The sequence below is a fragment of the Mycobacterium sp. PO1 genome, from assembly GCF_017312405.1.
In the GTDB taxonomy this organism is placed as follows: Bacteria; Actinomycetota; Actinomycetes; order Mycobacteriales; family Mycobacteriaceae; genus Mycobacterium.
Window position 1 is genome coordinate 1 of record NZ_BLTG01000108.1, and the last position, 16,877, is coordinate 16,877.

21 protein-coding genes are annotated in these 16,877 nt (G+C 69.4%); 16 read left to right on the forward strand and 5 right to left on the reverse strand.

What is annotated here, in order from left to right; genetic code table 11:
• Window positions 1-163 precede the first annotated feature (163 nt).
• Genes J3476_RS25655 through J3476_RS25680 form a run of 6 tightly spaced genes read left to right on the forward strand, consistent with a single transcriptional unit; the run spans window position 164 to window position 5,629 of the window.
• Window positions 164-541: a PPOX class F420-dependent oxidoreductase gene (locus tag J3476_RS25655; RefSeq protein WP_207069111.1), complete on the forward strand. Its 378-nt coding sequence runs from the start codon at window positions 164-166 to the stop codon at window positions 539-541.
• Complete coding sequence (locus J3476_RS25660; protein WP_207069112.1) at window positions 541-954, forward strand: PPOX class F420-dependent oxidoreductase; 414 nt, start codon at window positions 541-543, stop codon at window positions 952-954. Before J3476_RS25655 ends, J3476_RS25660 begins: the two co-directional genes overlap by 1 nt.
• 42 nt (window positions 955-996) lie before the next feature.
• Window positions 997-1,527 carry an FxsA family protein gene (locus J3476_RS25665; protein ID WP_207069113.1) on the forward strand — a complete coding sequence of 177 codons (531 nt, stop codon included), beginning with the start codon at window positions 997-999 and terminating at the stop codon, window positions 1,525-1,527.
• Between the two features lie 34 nt (window positions 1,528-1,561).
• Complete coding sequence (locus J3476_RS25670) at window positions 1,562-3,130, forward strand: amidohydrolase (protein ID WP_207069114.1); 1,569 nt, start codon at window positions 1,562-1,564, stop codon at window positions 3,128-3,130.
• Window positions 3,123-4,817, forward strand: coding sequence for an apolipoprotein N-acyltransferase (gene lnt / locus J3476_RS25675; RefSeq protein WP_207069115.1), 1,695 nt, complete (start codon window positions 3,123-3,125; stop codon window positions 4,815-4,817). The genes J3476_RS25670 and lnt overlap by 8 nt, the downstream gene beginning before the upstream one ends.
• A complete protein-coding gene (locus tag J3476_RS25680) occupies window positions 4,814-5,629 on the forward strand; it encodes a polyprenol monophosphomannose synthase (RefSeq protein ID WP_207069116.1) in 816 nt (271 codons plus the stop codon). Before lnt ends, J3476_RS25680 begins: the two co-directional genes overlap by 4 nt.
• A gap of 3 nt (window positions 5,630-5,632) precedes the next feature.
• Here the strand turns inward: J3476_RS25680 and rbpA are convergent, their stop codons facing one another.
• Entirely contained in the window at window positions 5,633-5,971 is a 339-nt protein-coding gene (rbpA, locus tag J3476_RS25685; protein WP_152517515.1) for an RNA polymerase-binding protein RbpA, read from the reverse strand.
• Between the two features lie 153 nt (window positions 5,972-6,124).
• Here rbpA and J3476_RS25690 point away from each other — a divergent pair, with 153 nt between their 5' ends.
• The 5 genes from J3476_RS25690 (at window position 6,125) to J3476_RS25705 (ending at window position 9,169) form a co-directional block, all read left to right on the forward strand.
• Window positions 6,125-6,475 carry a hypothetical protein gene (locus J3476_RS25690; RefSeq protein ID WP_373889119.1) on the forward strand — a complete coding sequence of 117 codons (351 nt, stop codon included), beginning with the start codon at window positions 6,125-6,127 and terminating at the stop codon, window positions 6,473-6,475.
• A 56-nt stretch (window positions 6,476-6,531) separates the two neighbouring features.
• Window positions 6,532-7,758 (forward strand): alpha/beta fold hydrolase, encoded by a 1,227-nt coding sequence (locus J3476_RS25695; RefSeq protein ID WP_207069118.1) that lies wholly within the window; start codon window positions 6,532-6,534, stop codon window positions 7,756-7,758.
• 72 nt (window positions 7,759-7,830) lie between these two features.
• A complete protein-coding gene (locus tag J3476_RS25700) occupies window positions 7,831-8,538 on the forward strand; it encodes a hypothetical protein (protein WP_207069119.1) in 708 nt (235 codons plus the stop codon).
• A 53-nt stretch (window positions 8,539-8,591) separates the two neighbouring features.
• The gene (locus J3476_RS28100) at window positions 8,592-8,765 is read left to right on the forward strand and encodes a hypothetical protein (RefSeq protein ID WP_286183766.1); all 174 of its coding nucleotides are present in this window, start codon (window positions 8,592-8,594) and stop codon (window positions 8,763-8,765) included.
• Entirely contained in the window at window positions 8,723-9,169 is a 447-nt protein-coding gene (locus tag J3476_RS25705) for a hypothetical protein (RefSeq protein ID WP_286183768.1), read from the forward strand. Before J3476_RS28100 ends, J3476_RS25705 begins: the two co-directional genes overlap by 43 nt.
• A 4-nt stretch (window positions 9,170-9,173) precedes the next feature.
• Here the strand turns inward: J3476_RS25705 and J3476_RS25710 are convergent, their stop codons facing one another.
• Window positions 9,174-9,872 carry a hypothetical protein gene (locus J3476_RS25710; RefSeq protein WP_207069120.1) on the reverse strand — a complete coding sequence of 233 codons (699 nt, stop codon included), beginning with the start codon at window positions 9,870-9,872 and terminating at the stop codon, window positions 9,174-9,176.
• Between the two features lie 73 nt (window positions 9,873-9,945).
• Here J3476_RS25710 and J3476_RS25715 point away from each other — a divergent pair, with 73 nt between their 5' ends.
• Window positions 9,946-11,454 (forward strand): carboxylesterase/lipase family protein, encoded by a 1,509-nt coding sequence (locus tag J3476_RS25715; RefSeq protein ID WP_207069121.1) that lies wholly within the window; start codon window positions 9,946-9,948, stop codon window positions 11,452-11,454.
• Between the two features lie 127 nt (window positions 11,455-11,581).
• On the forward strand, window positions 11,582-11,908 hold the full coding sequence (locus J3476_RS25720) for a YnfA family protein (RefSeq protein WP_207069122.1): 327 nt from the start codon (window positions 11,582-11,584) through the stop codon (window positions 11,906-11,908).
• Between the two features lie 6 nt (window positions 11,909-11,914).
• Here the strand turns inward: J3476_RS25720 and J3476_RS25725 are convergent, their stop codons facing one another.
• Window positions 11,915-12,799: a hypothetical protein gene (locus J3476_RS25725; RefSeq protein ID WP_207069123.1), complete on the reverse strand. Its 885-nt coding sequence runs from the start codon at window positions 12,797-12,799 to the stop codon at window positions 11,915-11,917.
• Window positions 12,800-12,863: 64 nt separating this feature from the next.
• Between J3476_RS25725 and J3476_RS25730 the strand changes: the two genes are divergently transcribed.
• The gene (locus tag J3476_RS25730; RefSeq protein ID WP_286183771.1) at window positions 12,864-13,616 is read left to right on the forward strand and encodes a DUF4333 domain-containing protein; all 753 of its coding nucleotides are present in this window, start codon (window positions 12,864-12,866) and stop codon (window positions 13,614-13,616) included.
• Window positions 13,617-13,622: 6 nt separating this feature from the next.
• Here the strand turns inward: J3476_RS25730 and J3476_RS25735 are convergent, their stop codons facing one another.
• Both J3476_RS25735 and J3476_RS25740 read right to left on the reverse strand, forming a co-directional pair.
• Entirely contained in the window at window positions 13,623-14,114 is a 492-nt protein-coding gene (locus tag J3476_RS25735) for an RDD family protein (RefSeq protein ID WP_207069124.1), read from the reverse strand.
• A 73-nt stretch (window positions 14,115-14,187) separates the two neighbouring features.
• The gene (locus J3476_RS25740) at window positions 14,188-15,147 is read right to left on the reverse strand and encodes a DoxX family protein (RefSeq protein WP_207069125.1); all 960 of its coding nucleotides are present in this window, start codon (window positions 15,145-15,147) and stop codon (window positions 14,188-14,190) included.
• 76 nt (window positions 15,148-15,223) lie between these two features.
• On the opposite strand from J3476_RS25740, the gene J3476_RS25745 reads away from it, so the two are divergent.
• Complete coding sequence (locus tag J3476_RS25745) at window positions 15,224-15,916, forward strand: MBL fold metallo-hydrolase (protein ID WP_207069128.1); 693 nt, start codon at window positions 15,224-15,226, stop codon at window positions 15,914-15,916.
• 40 nt (window positions 15,917-15,956) lie between these two features.
• A complete protein-coding gene (locus J3476_RS25750; protein WP_207069126.1) occupies window positions 15,957-16,772 on the forward strand; it encodes an enoyl-CoA hydratase/isomerase family protein in 816 nt (271 codons plus the stop codon).
• Window positions 16,773-16,877: the final 105 nt, after the last annotated feature.

Consider the following 16,877-nt stretch of genomic DNA (forward strand, 5'->3'; position numbering starts at 1 on the left):
CGCAGCATCATCGAAGACGGCCTGAGCATCGACCTCATCACCTTCAACGCCGCATAAGGTCACCGTGAGGCCGGTGCCGGATCGTCGACCCCATGGCGCTCGACCCCGCCAACTTCGACGCCGCATGAGTTCGCGGTGAGACCGGCGCGGCTAGATTGTCGGCATGGCCCCGACCTTCTCCGACATCGCCGGATCCGAGTACATCCTGCTGACGACCTTCACCAACGACGGCCGTCCGAAGCCGACACCGATCTGGGCGGCGCCCGACGGGGACGGTCTCATCGCGATCACCCAGGGCAAGTCCTGGAAGGTCAAGCGGATCCGCAACACCTCTCGTGTCACCATCGCCAAATGTGACCGCCGCGGGAAGCCACTCGGGGAAGCCGTCGAGGCGGTCGCGCAGGTCGACCCGGCCCGTGCCGGCGATGCCTACGACGCGATCGGCGAGCGCTACGGTCTGCTCGGCAAGACGTTCAACTTCTTCTCCAAGCTGCGTGGCGGCATGAAGAACAACGTCGCCATCGAGATCAAGGCGGCATGATGGCCGAACAACCCGTGGCGTCCCCGACGTTCGCCGACGTCTACCGCGAGAAGTACCTGCTGCTGACGACGTTCACCAAGGACGGCCGGCCCAAGCCGACGCCCGTGTGGGGGGTACCCGACGGGGACAAGCTGTTGATCATCACCGACGACGGCTCGTGGAAGACCAAGAGGATCAACAACACCCCCCGCGTGCTGATCCAGAAATGCGGTGTCCTCGGCAAGGTCAAGGGTGAACCGGTGGAGGCCGTCGCGCGGATGCTGCCGAAATCCGAGACGCGACGGGTGTTCAACATGGTCATCAGGCGGTACTGGAACCACGCCTGGTATTTCATCCCGCAGGCGCTGTTGCGCGGCGGAATCGACAAGGTGCACGCCGCCATCGAGGTGCAGGCGGTCACAGCCGATTCTTAGCCGCCGCTGGAACCCGGGCGCGCGGCCGCGCGTTGACACACCATGGCGATGAGGCTGTTCCTGCTCTACGCGGTCGTTGAGTTGGCCGTGCTGGTCGCGCTCGTCTCGACGATCGGTTTCGGCTGGACGGTGCTCGCCCTCGCCGGTGCGTTCGTCCTGGGATTGGCGCTGGCCGGGTCTCAGCTGCGCCGCCACCTGCGCAGACTGCGGTCCGGCCTGACCGCCGCCAACGCTGCCGGGACGGTGACCGACAGTGCGCTCGTCGCGCTGGGTACCGTGCTCGTCGTGATTCCCGGTCTGGCCAGCTCCGCGCTCGGGGCCCTGCTGTTGCTGCCCCCGACTCGCGCCGCCGCACGTCCCGTGGTGACCGCGCTGGCCGCCAAGCGGGCGCCGCTGATCGTCGGTATCAGCACCGTCGGCGGCGCTGCCGCCGGCCGCGCACCGCGGCGCACGGACTACATCGACGGTGAGGTCCTCGACGTCAGCGACGACGTCACCTACGGCGCCAGTGACGTCGATTCCACAGTCGACGAGTACCGCCCAGGCAACGAGCAGCGCCGGCTCACCGACTGACTTTCGCGCCACTGCGCCACACTCCCTTCACCCCATGACAACAACCCTGCTGCTCAACGGGCGCGTGCACAGCCCCGCCATGCCTGACGCCACGGCGATGGCGGTCCGTGACGGTCTGGTCGCCTGGCTCGGCAGCGACGACGTCGGGCAGGCGCAATTTCCGGACGCGACCGTCGTCGACCTCGATGGGTCGTTCGTCGCCCCGGCCTTCGTCGACAGCCACGTCCACGTCACCGCCACCGGGCTCACCCGCACCGGTCTGGACCTGCGGCAGGCCACCTCACTGCGGCACTGCCTCGACCTTCTCACCGACTTCGCCCGCACCCACACCGACGGCGCGATCTGGGCGCACGGCTGGGACGAGACCCGCTGGCCCGAACGTGCCGCACCGACCACCGCCGACGTGGACGCCGTGGTGGGCGGCCGGCTCGCCTACCTGTCCCGCATCGACGTCCACTCCGCGGTCGCCTCGAGCGCGCTCCGGCGCACCGCCGGCATCGCCGACGGGGAACCGCTGACCGCCGACGCCCACCACCGGGTCCGCGCCGCGGCCCGAGCGGGTCTCACCCCCGACCAGCGCGCCGCGGCGCGTCGTGCCGCGCTGGACGCGGCGGCCGCGGCGGGAATCGTCGCGGTCCACGAATGCGCCGGTCCGGACATCGCTGGTCTCGACGACTGGCACGAGCTCCGCGCGTTCGAACACGGCGTCGAGGTCGTCGGCTACTGGGGCGAGGCCGTGAACACCGCCGAGGAGGCCAGGTCGCTGATCGATACGACCGGCGCGCGCGGGTTGGCCGGTGACCTGTTCGTCGACGGCGCCATCGGGTCGCGCACCGCCTGGTTGCACGAGCCCTACGCCGACTCGGACTGCACGACCGGCAACCGGTACCTCGACACCGAGGCCATCACGGCTCACTTGGGGGCCTGCACCGATGTGGGCGTGACCGCAGGATTCCATGTCATCGGCGACGCAGCCGTCACCGCGGTGGTGGACGCGTTCGACGCCGTGGTCGCGAAACACGGGGCGGTGGCGGTGGCGCGGTGTGGGCACCGGCTCGAACATGTCGAGATGGTCACCGAGGAGCAGGCTGCCAAGCTCGGAAGCTGGGGAGTGATCGCGAGCATGCAACCGGGCTTCGATGCGCTGTGGGGCGGTGAGTCCGGCATGTATGCCCAGCGTCTCGGCGTCGAGCGAGCTCGACCGATGAATCATTTCGCGCTGTTAGCATCCCAAGGCGTGCCACTCGCGTTCGGCTCCGACAGCCCGGTGACCGAGATGAACCCGTGGGCCGCGGTCCGCGCGGCGACCCGGCATCACACCGCCGGCAGCGCGATCTCCGCGCGGGCGGCGTTCTCGGCCGCCACACGCGGCGCGTGGCGTGCCGGAGGGGTGCGCGACGGCACCACCGGGACGCTGGTCCCCGGCGCCCCGGCGTCCTACGCGATCTGGGAGGCCGACGAGTTCGACGTGGCCGCGCCCGCCGACGCGGTCCAGCGCTGGTCCACCGATCCGCGCTCGCGGGTGCCCGTCCTGCCCAGACTGGACGACCGTCTGCCGCGCTGTCGGCAGACGGTCCACCGCGGGGTGGTCATCCATGGCTGAGCCGGTGGCTGCGGAGGCAGCAGAAGCCGACGCCGACGGCCGGCGCTCCCGGTTCGCGCGTTTCGGTGCGGCCGTCGTGGACCGGATGCCCGCCCTGACCGTCACGATGGCGGCCGGGATCGCCCTGTACACAGCCTTCCCGCCGCTGGGCTGGTGGTACGCCGCGATCGCGGCGTTTGCCCTGCTGTCATGGGTGCTGACCAGACCTGGCACCACCGTGGCCGGCGGTTTCGGCTATGGGCTGCTCTTCGGATTGACCTTCTACCTGCCGTTGCTGCCCTGGATCAGCGGGCTGGTGGGGGCCGTGCCGTGGCTGGCCCTCAGCTTCGCCGAAGCGCTGTTCCCTGCGGCGTTCGGGGCGGTGGCGGTGGCTGTGCGCCGGCTGCCCGGATGGCCCGTGTGGTTCGCCGGGCTGTGGTCGGCGCAGGAGTGGCTGAAGTCGACCGTGCCGTTCGGTGGGTTTCCGTGGGGTGTCGTCGGCTACTCGCAGACCGAGAGTCCGCTGCTGTCCTTGGCCTACGTGGGCGGTGCGCCGTTGGTCTCCTTCGCGGTCGCGCTGCTGGGCTTCGGCGTGGCTGCCCTGACGCTGGAGATCATCGACTGGTGGCGGCGCGACGCCGTGTCCCGAGCCGCCGCCGCGCCGGCGGTCCTGATCCCGGGAATCTGCATCGCGCTGGTTTTCCTGTCGGCGGCACTGGCGTGGCCGACCGTAAGAAAGGCCGGCGCGGGGGCCGGCGACAACGCGCCGGTCACGGTCGCGGCGGTGCAGGGCAATGTGCCGCGGCTGGGGCTCGACTTCAACGCCCAACGCCGCGCGGTGCTCGACAACCACGTCGCCGAGACGTTGCGACTGGCCGAACAGGTGCGGGCCGGGCAGGTCCCGCAGCCGATGTTCGTCATCTGGCCGGAGAACTCCTCCGACATCGATCCGCTGGCCAACGCCGACGCTGCGCAGCTGATCTCCCGGGCGGCCGACGCCATCGACGCGCCGATCCTGGTCGGCGGCGTGGTCGCCGCCGACGGCTACAGCCCGACCAACCCGGTGTCGAACAACACGGTCCTCGTGTGGAACCCCGAGACCGGACCGGCGGACCGGCACGACAAGCAGATCGTGCAACCGTTCGGCGAATACCTGCCCTGGCGTAGCTTCTTCAGCAAGCTCTCGCCGTATGCCGACCGGGCCGGCTATTTCGTGCCCGGACACGGCGACGGAGTCGTGCAGGCCGCCGGGGTGCCCGTCGGAGTGACCACCTGCTGGGAGGTCATCTTCGACCGCGCGCCCCGCGAGGCGGTGCGCAGCGGTGCCCAGGTGCTGGCGGTCCCGACCAACAACGCGACGTTCGACCAGGCGATGAGCGAACAGCAGCTGGCCTTCGGCCGGCTGCGCGCCGTCGAGCACGACCGCTACGTCGTCGTGGCCGGAACCACCGGCATCAGCGCGGTCATCGCTCCGGACGGCCGTGAGCTCGCCCGCACCGAGTTCTTCGAGCCCGCCACCCTGGTCCAGCAGATCCGTCTCAACACCGCGCTGACGCCGGCCACCCGGTACGGCCCCTACGTCGAGGCGGTGCTGGTCGCCCTCGGCGTTTCGGGAGTTCTGGGGGCGATACTGCACAATGGTTCATCCTCGCCGGCACGTTTGCGGCGGCGGCGAGTGACGACCGACAACGACAAAGGAGCCTCATGAGTGTCCCCGGTGGCATGCCCGGTGACAGAGCCACGCAGCCGGGGGGCAGCACAGGAGGGCCGGTCGAGAAGCCCAGTGCGCGGACTCTGGTGATCGTTCCGACCTACAACGAGCGGCTGAATCTTCCGCTGATCGTCGAGCGGCTGCATGCCGCGCAGCCCGATGTGCACCTGTTGATCGTCGATGACGGCAGCCCGGACGGGACCGGCGCGCTGGCCGACGAACTCGCGATGGCCGACCCGGACCGCGTCCACGTCATGCACCGAACCGCCAAGGAGGGCCTCGGCGCGGCCTATCTGGCGGGTTTCGCGTGGGGGCTGGCTCGGCAGTACACCGTGCTGGTGGAGATGGATGCCGACGGCAGTCACCCGCCCGAGCAGCTGCACCGCCTGCTGGACGCCGTCGATGACGGCGCCGACGTGGTGATCGGGTCGCGCTATGTTCCCGGCGGCGAAGTGGTGAACTGGCCCCGCCGGCGGCTGGTGCTGTCCCGGACCGCCAACGGATACTCACGCATCCTGCTCGGGGTGGACATCCACGACATCACCGCCGGATACCGCGCCTACCGCCGCGAAGTGCTGGAGAAGATCGACCTCGCTGCCATCGACACCAAGGGTTACGGCTTCCAGGTCGATCTGACGTGGCGCAGCATCAACGCCGGGTTCACCGTCACCGAGGTTCCGATCACGTTCACCGAACGCGAGCACGGCGTGTCCAAGATGGACGGGTCGACGATCCGCGAGGCGATCGTCAAGGTCGCCGAGTGGGGCCTGCGCGCCCGGATCGACCGGGCGCGCGGCACCGCACGATGAGGTTCAGCTGCCGCGGCGGCGGGTCTTGATCAGGTCCATCCGCTCCTTGAGCAGCTCTTCGAGCTCCTCGATCGAGCGGCGCTCCAGCAGCATGTCCCAGTGCGTCCTGGGCGGCTTGACCTTCTTCGGCTCGGGAACGTCACCCTCGATCAGGGTGCCTTCCATGCCGTTGCGGCACAGCCAGGTGCCGGGGATCTCGGCGTCGTCGGCGAACGGGACGTCGAATTCTTCTCCGTTGTCGGTGCGGTAACGGGCCACCTGACGCGGCGCCAGGTCGTGGTTGCGGTCGGTCTCGTAGCTCACGGCTCCGAGGCGACTGCCTCTCAAAACGCGATCAGCCATCGTCAACTCCTCAATGAACGCTAGTGGTCCAAGCTTCGCAGGCGAAGCGAGAACCCAGTGTCAACGCGTAGACGTCCCCTGGAGTTCCCGACTCGGCCGTCGATGATACGCGCCGCGGCGAATGACCCGGTTTAGAGTCGTGCGGTGACCTCGGTGACCCCGGCTGCCGCCCGTGACGCGACGCGCGCCCGTCCGCAGAGTTGCCGCTGGTGCGGCAGGGAGGTGGCCGACACCGGGATGGGTCGGCGGCGACAGTACTGCCGCCAGTCGTGCCGGCAGCGTGCCTACGAGCAGCGCGCGATGGTCAAAGGGACGTCGGTGCCCGCCGACGCGGTGGTGCTCTCGGCCGACGAGGCGTCGCTGCTGTCCGACCGGGTGTATCAGGTCAGGTGCGCCGCCGAGGACATGGCGGTGGCGATCGAGGAGGGTGCGGGCCCGGCCGAGCTACGTCAATTGTGCGATGCAGTGATGCGGGCGGCCCAAGCCGCTGACGGCTGGCGCTGACCCCGGCGGGTTCGGCGCGCCCGACAATCGGGCGCCACCAGCGGTACTGTAACCGCGTGTCCAGCGCTGAGTCGCCGGCGCCACGGGTGTGGCGCTTCGACGACTACACCCTCGACACGGCTCGCTACGAACTCAAGTGTGGCGAGGACGTCGTGCGCGTGGAACCACAGGTGTTCGACGTCCTGGCTCAGTTACTCAGCAACCACGACCGCTGCGTGACCAAAGAGGAATTGTTCGACGCGGTGTGGGGTGGCCGGTTCGTCGGTGAGGCCGCGCTGACCAGCCGAATCAAAGCGGTGCGCCGTGCGTTGGGCGACGACGGCGAATCCCAGCGCTACATCCGCACCGTCCGGGGGCGGGGCTACCAGTTCGTCGGCGCGTTGCGCGCACACCGCGACTCGGACGGCGAGCCCGAGCAGGAACCCGAACCGGGTGTTCCCCGCCAGCACATCGCGTTCTGCCGGGCCGGTGACGGAATCCGGCTGGCGTACGCGGTGACCGGGGACGGGCCACCGTTGGTGCGGGCAGCGAACTGGATGACGCATCTCGGCTACGACGTCGAGAGCCCGGTCTGGCGGCACTGGGTGCGGGACATGTCGGCGCACCACACGTTCATCCGCTACGACGAGCGAGGTTGCGGCCTGTCCGATTGGGACGCGGAGGATTTCACTTTCGACGACTGGGTCGCGGACCTGGAGTTTGTGGTCGATGCGGTGGGCCTGGAGCGTTTTCCGCTGCTCGGGGTGTCTCAGGGCGGCGCGGTTGCGGTGGCCTACGCGGCCCGGCACCCGGAGCAGGTCACCAGGCTGGTGTTGTGCGGAGCCTATGCCAGGGGCCGTGCGGTGCGAGCCCAGAGCGAGGACGAAAAGCGTGCCGCCGCACTGGATCTGGATCTGGCCCGGGTGGGCTGGGGTCGCGACGACCCAGCGTTTCGCCAGGTGTTCGCCGCGCAGTTCCTGCCCGACGGCACCCGGTCGGACTGGGATGCTTTCGATCAACTGCAACGGCGCACCACCTCGCCGGAGAACGCGGTTCGGTTCCTGCAGGAGTTCGCCCACATCGATGTTCGCGAGCAGGCCGGGCACATACGGTGCCCGACGTTGATTCTGCATTCCCGCAACGATCACCGCGTTCCGATGCGTTACGGCGAGGAGCTGGCCGCGCTGATCCCGGATTCCCGGCTGGTGGCCGTGGCGAGCAACAATCACCTGTTGACCGCCACTGAACCGGGCTGGCGGGTGTTCTGCGACGAGGTGGGCGCTTTCCTCGCGACTGAGCGGTGAGCGCAGGACTTCTCCACGCAATCTCCACCTAATCTTCATGCGGCGCCAGAGAAGGGCGTTCATGCTGCTCACATGAGAAAACACGCCCATACCCTGGTGGCAGGAGTCAGCGCGCTCGCGGCGTTCGGCATGCTGACCGCGTGCTCCGGCAACTCCTCGGCGCCATCGTCGACCGAGGCGCAGCCGGGCTCGCAGACCTCGGCCGTCTCGGAGGTACCCGAGTCCGCCCGCTACATGGCCGACGTGGCGGCGGCCGACGGCAAGACGATGACGATCGGGCTCAGTATCGACGGCGATTCGGTTGCGGCGTACGCCTGTAACGGCGTCGACGACGAGGCCTGGTTCTTCGGCACCCAGACCGCGGGTGACACCGAGATCACGTCGAAGTTCCGGGACACCCTCGCTGCGAGCTTCGACGGCGCGGTGGCCACCGGTGAGCTCACGATGAACGGCGTCGCCTACGACTTCACCGCCGACCAGGTGTCGGGTCTGGCCGGCATGTACACCGCCGAGGTCGACGGTGTCCGGGACTCCTGGGTGGTGCGTCCGGACGGCTCGGCCACCGGTGTGCGGTTCAGTGGGTTCGCCGAGGACCGGCGCAACTTCGATCCGTTCAACCTCGACGAGTTCAGCGATTTCGACGTGCGCAACGACATCAGGCCCAGCCGCACTCTGCGGCCGGCGGACCCGATCGAGTTCGAGGACGGCGCGCCGAAGGCCACCATCAACGGGGTGTCGGTGACCCCGGAACTGGTCACCGGAACATTCCGGCTGGGCTGATCAAACGACGCATTCGCCTGGCCTGAGCGCTCCGCGACAGGTATTGGTGGGGCGTGGACGAATGGTTCGAGCGCAGCCCCTTCGTCGGGTTCGTCCCGTGGATCATCTACTGGCTCGTCGCCGACGGCCCCAGCACCTGGATGTTCGGCGCTGTCTGCGCGGTGCTCGCCACCGTGCTGCTCGGGTGTCGGCGGGATTCGCCGGTGTGCGGTTGCTCGACGTCGTGACCGTTGTGTTCTTCTCCGGCGTCACCATCGTCGGCCTGATCCTCGGGTCGGCCGACCGGGACTGGATGGACACCTACGCCACCACCCTGTCCAGCGGTGTGCTGGCCGCGATGGCACTTGTGTCGCTGGCCTTCGAACCGTTCACCGCGCAGTACGCCCCACCCGAGGCCGGGCGCCAGGAGTGGGAAGAGACCGCGTTCCGGCGAACCAACCAGGTGCTCACCCTGATGTGGGCGCTGGTCTTCGCGTTGATCGCGGTGTTGGGCTATGTGGCGGCCACGTCGCCGTCGACGGTGCACTGGACCAAGGCGGTGATCCCGGTGGTGGTGATCGTCGGCGCGATCGGTATGACGCAGATCTACCCGGGTCGGGCCCGGGCGAAGGCCCGCGACACCCGCGGATAGGCCCTCAGCAGCTGAACATCTTCCCGACGCCGGGGGGTGCGGCGGCCGGCTGCAGGCAGCCGTAGGGCACCACGCCCGCCGCGCTGATCCACGCGGCCGAACGGTGCGCGTAGTTCACACAGGCCAATCCGGTGCCATCGCTGCGGCAGCGGAAGTCGCCGAACGCGAGTGTGCGACCGGCCGGCAATTCGGGGCCGATGCCGTTGATGAACGGGCCGGGATCGCCGTGCAGCGCCCCGACCTGCATCGCGGTGCCGGTGTACTCGATCCAGCCCGGTTTCCACATGCCCTCGGCGCCGTCCGGTCGAGGGGTGGGGGAGTCGAGGTCGGCCAAACAGATCAACGCGTCGGCGTCGTACTGGACATCGGTGATGCACTGCGTCGAGTCGTGCGGCGATCCGGACGGCGCGGTGAACGCGATGTCGTCACCGAGTTGCGTGGTCACGCCGTCGCGGAAGGCGACGTGGTGTCCGGCCGGGTCGACGGGGTCGGCCTCTTCGATCCATTCGATGACGTCGCCGACCGGGGCGCCCGGCGGGGGCGCAGCGGCCGGCGGGCGCGTCGTCGACGGTGCTGCCCCGGTCGGCGAGGCCTGCGACGACGACGCTGCGGGCGGGGCGCCCGACGGCTCGGCCTCGCCACCCACCGACTGCGAGCAACCGGCCACCAACACGCCGATCGCGATCAGTCCTGCTATGCGCATTGCGCCAGGCTAGCGGTCCGACACGGCGCTGAAGGCGAGGCGGGGCGGGCCGCAGTTCGCTACCGTCGAATGAATGCATGAGCACATCGTCACGGTGAGAACCGCCTCGGGCGCCGTGGAAGGCTTCACCCGAGACGGCGTCCACCGCTGGAGATCGATCCCGTACGCGCGCCCGCCGGTGGGCGATCTGCGCTACCGGGCGCCCCAACCGGTGCAGCCGTGGTCGGGGGTACGGCACTGCCACGGTTTCGGGCATTGCTCGCCGCAGCAGCGGATGTACACCATTCTGGCGCCCGGCAAATACCAGCCGATGAGCGAGGACTGCCTGACCCTCAACGTCACCACCCCCGCGGACCAGGCCGGCGGCCCGCTGCCCGTCAAAGTCTTCGTCCACGGGGGCGGCTACATGCTCGGCAGTTCGGCGACACCCATCTACGACGGTGCCTCGCTGGCGCGCAAGGGCTGCGTGTACGTGTCGGTGAATTACCGACTCGGCGCCCTGGGGTGCCTGGAGCTGTCGTCGCTGTCAACCGACGACATCACGATCGACGACAACTTGTTCCTGCGTGATCTGGTGGCTGCGCTGCGCTGGGTGCAGGACAACATCGAGGCGTTCGGTGGCGACCCCGACAACGTCACGATCTTCGGCGAGAGCGCCGGCGCGCACGCGGTGGCGACCTTGCTGGCCACCCCCGCCGCCGAGGGTCTGTTCACCCAGGCGATCTCGCAGAGTCCCACCACGGGCATGACCCGCGACGCCGACGTGGCCGCGGAATTCGCCGGCCGCTTCGCCGCGCAGCTCGGAGTCGGCGAGCGCGACGCCGCTGCGGCGCTGCGCGCCGCCCGTCCGGCCGAACTCGTCGACGCGCTACAGCGGCTGATCCTCGAAGGGCAGCGGGACATGCTGGGCGCCTTCGCGATCGGACCGGCCTACGGCACCGACTTCTTGCCGAAGGAGCCGGTCATGGCGATGGCCGACGGAGACGCCCACCGGGTGCCGTTGATCGTCGGGACCAACGCCGACGAGGGCCGGCTGTTCACCAAATTCCTGAAGCTGCTGCCCACCAACGAAGTCGCCATCGAGCGGCTGCTGGCGCAGGCCGATCCGGTCGAGCGCGAACGCATCCTCGCCGCCTACCCCGGTTACCCGGACCCGTCGGTCTGCGTGCAGCTCGGCGGCGACCTGATCTTCGGAGCGGCGGTGTGGCAGATAGCCCATGCCCACAGCCGGCACGCCCCGACCTTCGTGTACCGCTACGACTACGCCACGCGGGCGCTGCGCTGGTCCGGTTTCGGTGCCACCCACGCCACCGAGCTGCTGGCGGTGTTCGACGTGTACCGCTCCCGGTTCGGCAGGTGGCTGGCCGCCGGGGTCGACTCGCGCGCCGCCCGTCGGGTCAGCGACGACATCCAGCGGCGTTGGTTGGCGTTCGCCCGGCACGGAGTTCCGGGCGACGACTGGCCGCTCTACGACCGTCACGAGCGCGCCGTACTGGTACTCGATCACAAGCGCCGCATCGAGTTCGATCCGCATGCCGAACGGCGACGGGCCTGGCAGGGGTTTTCGCTGGCCAACCGGTGAGTCCAGCTGGCGAGCGGGGTGAATCGGCGCCGGACGTACCCCGCTGACTCCCCGCAACCGCGCATGTCCCCGCACGACACGCGCAACGGATCGGGCATTTGTGGCGCGCTCGCGACAGGGTGGAGCGGTGGTGATCAGATCGGTCCTGTTGTTCGTCCTTGCCGCCATCCTCGAGATCGGCGGAGCGTGGTTGGTGTGGCAGGGCGTGCGCGAACAGCGCGGGCTGCTGTGGGTCGGTGCCGGTGTGCTTGCACTCGGTGCCTACGGCTTCGTGGCCGCGTTCCAGCCTGATCCGCATTTCGGCCGCGTGCTGGCCGCCTACGGCGGGGTGTTCGTCGCCGGCTCCCTGCTGTGGGGCGTCGTCGCCGACGGATTCCGGCCCGACCGATGGGACCTCATCGGCGCCGTGGTGGCACTCGTCGGGGTGGGCCTGATCATGTACGCGCCCCGCTGACGTGGCTCAGCCCAGGTGGGCGCTGTCGTCGTCGAGGTCGGCGCGGCTCAGCCCCATCGGCGTCGCAGCGGGGATGTCCCCGGCGGCCACCACCTTCCTCGTGATCGGTGTCAGGGTGCGGAACAGCTCCTCGACCTCGCTGTCGTCCAAAGCTGCCAAGGCCGGCAGCGCCAGCGCGTCGGTGGTGTCTTCGAGGTGCTGCTTGAGTTCACGGCCGGCCTCGGTGAGCACGCCGGCGGTGTCGAGCAGTCCTCGCTTCCGCAGCGCCTCACGATGCAGCTCCCACTGCGCGTCGTCGTAGTCGCGGCTGCGCTTGATCATCTCCTCCGGCACGCGTTCCGCCGCCGCGTGCAGCACGTTGCATTCGCGGCCCGACACACCCAGCGAGGTCAGCACGGCGACGTGGCCGTCACCGCGGTGCTCGCGCAGCAGCGTCGTGGCCTGCCACAGCCGCGCGACCGGATCCTGCGGCCACTCGAGTGCCCGGTTGGCGGCGTACAACGTGCGTCCGCCGACCTCGGCCCCGGTCGCCGCTTTCATCGCCAGTTCGGCCGCGACACCAGCCTCGTCGTCGTCCACGCCGCACCGGCGCAACGCCGCGGCCGCCGACTGTTCCCGGGCCCGCAGCGCATCGGAGGGTGAGATCACCGACCACGCTCCCGACAGCGACTTGGCGACCCGCTCCGGGGTGAAGTTGTAGAAGGCGGCGGTCACGATCTCGGCGGGCACCCTGCCCAGTGGTGCCGAACGGGCCGCGAAGTAGCCCATCCAGAAGCCTCGCATCCCCAACCGGTCGAAGGTGGTGCGCGCTTCGGGGGCGAAGTAGGTGACGGCGTGGACGGGTTCGACTCGGTCGAACAGGCGGCGGGCCAGCGAGGGTTCTCTCGTCACCAGAGCAGTCAACCACTGCCCGGCGGACAGGTCTGCTAGGGTCCCCGGTGCAAACTTCCTAGTCGTGACGGGGCAGCTGATGAGGACGCTGATCGCCACGTTGACGGCGCTGACAGCAAGCGCGGTGGTCGCCGCGGGGTGCAGTGTGCAGGACGCCTCCCGCGCCCCGACCGTGACCAGCGCAGACCTGCAGAACGACATCGCCGCGCAGCTGGCGAGCGCAGGCGAGCAGCCGCAGGAGGTGACCTGCCGCGCGGATCTGGTCGGCGAGGTGGGCCAGACCTCACGCTGCGACGTCGTGATGAGTCCGACGAACAGTTTCCAGCCGATCGTGACCGTCACCGCCGTCGATGGCGCCACCATCGATTACGAGATGACGCCCGCGTTGTCACGCGAGCAGTTGGAACGCGCGGTGGTCCGTCTGCTCGACGACGCCGGAGCAGCAGCGCCGACGTCGGTGGTGTGCCTGGCGGATCTGCACGGCCAGATCGGTGCCATCTCCCGATGCGACATCACCACCGCAGGGCTGACCCTGCCGCGCACGGCCGAGGTCACCAGCGTCGACGGGTTGATGATGAACTTCGACCTGGTCCCGATCCTGACGCGCACCGAGCTGGAGAACTCACTGCTGGACGACCTGGCCGCACACGTCGGGGCGCGGCCGAACTCGGCCACCTGCGCCGGCCACCTCGAAGGCCGGCCCGGCAACACCGTCGACTGCACCGTCGCGGACGCCTCGACCACGGCGACGTTGCGGCTGACGGTCACCGCCGTCGACGGCGAGGCGATCGACTACAGCTACGCGCCGATGGGGTGAGACTTCTCAGCTCTTGACGACCTGCGTGCCGCCGGCCAGTTCGTCGTGCTTGCCCTGCTTGGTCGGGCTGCCGTTGATCGTCACCGCGATGACGATGATCGCGACGATTCCGAGCAGGCCGCCGACGAAGGGAATGATCGGCAGCAGCGTCCATGAGTTCCGGATGGCCGACTGAGCTACGGTCGGCTTCGGCGCGCCAGACGGTCCGTGCACGCTCAGACCGAGCAATTTCTTGCCCAAGGTCCACCCCTGCGTCACTTCCAGAGCCACGTAGTAGATGAACGTCAACAGGCCGGTGAACAGGCCGGTGATCCAGACGTTGGAGGTGGCGTCGACGGCGAACGCGAGGACGAATCCGATGATCCCCACGATGATGCCGTCGATGAAGCGCGCGGCGAAGCGCACTCCCAACCCGCCGGGCTTGGTGTTGCCGCCCGGCGGGGGATAAGACCCGGGGTATCCGTACTGGCCGGGCTGAGGCGGGTAGTCGCTCGTCATGGATCCGCTCTTTCTCCAGAGGTCAGCGATGCGACCTCACGGTACCGAGCGAATGTGACGTAGGGAAACGTTTTCAGAGCTTGCGGCGCTGTTTCCTGGCTTCCTTGCGAGCGGCCTTCGCGTGCTTCTCGGCGACCTTGGCCTGCTTCTCGGCGGCCTTGGTGAGTTTGGCGGCACGCCCGCGGGCCTGTCCGGCCAGCTCGTGTCCGCGTCCCCGTGCGGTGTCGGCGAGGTCCGGAGCCCGGTCGAGCGCCGTTCCGGCCAGCTCGGTCCCGCGGTGGCGGGCCAGTTCGGCCCACCCTTCGCCGCGTTCGCGGGCGACGTCGGCGAATTCGCCGCCGCGCTTCTGCGCGATCTCGGCCCACTCGCCGCCGCGCTTCTGGGCGACCTCGGCCCACTCCTCACCGCGCTTCTGGGCGACCTCTGCCCACTCCTCACCGCGTTCGCGGGCGAGATGGGCCAGTTCACGTCCCCGCTCGGCGCCGACGTGCAGTCCATGACCGAGCTTGTCGGCGAACTCACTGTCCGACAGCGACGAACCGGCGGCCGCCCCGACCGGCAACGCCGCCGAGACCGCTTCCGAAACCTTGTGCGCCGCACGGCGGCCGCGCCACCCCAGTGACGGTTTGCCTTCGGTGTCGACCGCGGCGATGATCAGCCCGCCCAGCAAGCTGATGTCAGTGATGAACGCTTTGCGCTCCTCGCTCTTGCGCTGAGGATCGGACTGGTTCCAAAAGGCGTTTCCACCAAGGGAACCGGGCACCACACTGGCAGCGAGAGCGATCGACGCGATGCGGGGGAACTTCCCGGTCGCCAACAGCAGGCCGCCGCCGATCTGCACTGCGGCATTGACCTTGGCCACCGTCTCGGCATCGGAGGGCACGTTGGTGCCTACCGGGTCGGGCAGCTTGGACAAGCCGTCGAGGGTCTGCCGGGTGGCGTCCGCTGCGGGTTTGGGGCTCCGCAGGGATTCCACCCCGCGGGAGATGAACACGGCGGAGAGCATGGGGCGCGCGACACGTCGGATCAACATGGCGGCTGTGTTCCCCGGCGCACCGGCGGACAAACCCGGTGTTCCGAGTAACTTCTGCAGTATGGGCGAGGCAGCGCTGAACTGGACATGGGAGCAGGTCAGCACCCATGCGCGCCGTTGCCGGCTGCCGTTCTGCGATGTCACGGTGGGGCTGGTCGCCACTCCCGCGGCAGTGGTGCTGATCGACACCGGCACCACGCTGCGCGAGGCGCGGGCGGTCGCTGACGACGTCCGCCTGCTCACCGGGCGAGACGTCGGCCACCTGGTACTGACCCATCATCACTTCGACCACATCCTCGGTCATTCGGTGTTCGCCGCTGCCCAGACGTATTGCGCACCGGCGGTCATTGCGGCGCTGGACACCGGCAGCGCGCAGGTGCGCGCGGAGGCGCTGAGCCACGGTGCCGACGCTGCTGAGGTGGATCGCGCTCTGGCAGCGTCCGTGCCGATCGGTCCGGCCGTCGCCCATGCGGTGCTCGACCTCGGCGACGTGACCGTGAGGATCAGCCATCCGGGGCGTGGCCACACCGACCACGACCTGATCGTGCTGGTCTCCGACATCGACCGGCCGGTGGTGTTCTGCGGCGACCTGGTCGAGGAGTCCGGGGAACCCTGCGTCGACCACGATTCCGACCTGCAGGCGTGGCCGGCGACGCTGGACCGTGTGCTCGCCGCGGGTGGCCCGTCGGCGGCGTACGTGCCCGGCCACGGGGCGGTCGTCGACGCCGAATTCGTGCGGCGCCAAGCAAACTGGCTGGCGCGGCGGTGATCGTGCGATGAGCACAGGCGCCGCCCGGTAAGTTCACCGCATGACCGATCTCGCCGTCGCGATCCGGGCCGGAGTGGCGGTGCTGACGCTGAACCGGCCCGAACGCCGCAACACCTACACCCCCCAGATGGGGGCACTCCTCGGCGAGGCGTACCGGCGCTGTGACGACGACGACCAGGTCCGGGCAATCGTGCTCACCGGGGCGGGAGAGGCATTTTGCGCCGGTGCGGACTTCGCGGAACCGACCGGTCCTTTCGATTCGCCCGACGAACAGTTCAGTGCGTCGCCGATTTCGCCGGCGGCGTTCGAATTGCGCACCCCGGTGATCGCTGCCGTCAACGGCCACGCCATCGGGATCGGTCTCACGATGGCGCTGCAGGCGGATCTGCGCATCATGGCCCGCGACGCGAAATACGCGGTGGCACAGGTGCGGCGAGGTGTGATTCCGGACTGTGCCTCGCACTGGACGCTGCCGGCGCTGGCCGGCGGCGCCGTCGCCGCCGAACTGCTGCTGACCGGCCGGACCTTCGACGGTGCCGAGGCCGCCGCGCTGGGAATCGCCTCCCGTGTCGCGGCCGCGGGGGATGTGCTCGACGTCGCGATGACGATGGCCGCCGACATCGCGGCCAACACCGCCCCGATGTCGGTGGCGCTGAGCAAGCGACTGCTCTGGGACACGATGGCGAAGGGTTACGGGCCCGGCGAGGTTGCGGCGATGGAGACGGCCCTGCACCACCGGGTGATGGGCAGCGCCGATGCCCGCGAGGGCGTGGCGGCCTTCCTGCAGCGTCGCCCGCCGCGGTGGACCGGTTCGGTGTCGCGCGACTGGGAACCCCTGCCGGACCCGTCCGGCTGAGTGTTGGGGTCGGACCTGTCCGGCTGAGTGGCAGGGCCGGACCTGTCCGGCTGAGTGGCAGGGTCGGACCTGTCCGGCTGAGTGGCAGGGTCGGACCTGTCCGGC

Excerpts from the sequence above, each read along its gene's own strand:
- J3476_RS25715 (WP_207069121.1), top strand. The coding sequence starts at position 9,946 with ATGCATGAGCACATCGTCACGGTGAGAACCGCCTCGGGCGCCGTGGAA.
- J3476_RS25750 (WP_207069126.1), top strand. The coding sequence starts at position 15,957 with ATGACCGATCTCGCCGTCGCGATCCGGGCCGGAGTGGCGGTGCTGACG.
- rbpA (WP_152517515.1), bottom strand. The coding sequence starts at position 5,971 with ATGGCTGATCGCGTTTTGAGAGGCAGTCGCCTCGGAGCCGTGAGCTAC.
- J3476_RS25710 (WP_207069120.1), bottom strand. The coding sequence starts at position 9,872 with ATGCGCATAGCAGGACTGATCGCGATCGGCGTGTTGGTGGCCGGTTGC.
- lnt (WP_207069115.1), top strand. The coding sequence starts at position 3,123 with ATGGCTGAGCCGGTGGCTGCGGAGGCAGCAGAAGCCGACGCCGACGGC.
- J3476_RS25740 (WP_207069125.1), bottom strand. The coding sequence starts at position 15,147 with ATGTTGATCCGACGTGTCGCGCGCCCCATGCTCTCCGCCGTGTTCATC.
- J3476_RS25680 (WP_207069116.1), top strand. The coding sequence starts at position 4,814 with ATGAGTGTCCCCGGTGGCATGCCCGGTGACAGAGCCACGCAGCCGGGG.
- J3476_RS25665 (WP_207069113.1), top strand. The coding sequence starts at position 997 with ATGGCGATGAGGCTGTTCCTGCTCTACGCGGTCGTTGAGTTGGCCGTG.
- J3476_RS25670 (WP_207069114.1), top strand. The coding sequence starts at position 1,562 with ATGACAACAACCCTGCTGCTCAACGGGCGCGTGCACAGCCCCGCCATG.
- J3476_RS25655 (WP_207069111.1), top strand. The coding sequence starts at position 164 with ATGGCCCCGACCTTCTCCGACATCGCCGGATCCGAGTACATCCTGCTG.
- J3476_RS25660 (WP_207069112.1), top strand. The coding sequence starts at position 541 with ATGGCCGAACAACCCGTGGCGTCCCCGACGTTCGCCGACGTCTACCGC.
- J3476_RS25735 (WP_207069124.1), bottom strand. The coding sequence starts at position 14,114 with ATGACGAGCGACTACCCGCCTCAGCCCGGCCAGTACGGATACCCCGGG.
- J3476_RS25700 (WP_207069119.1), top strand. The coding sequence starts at position 7,831 with ATGAGAAAACACGCCCATACCCTGGTGGCAGGAGTCAGCGCGCTCGCG.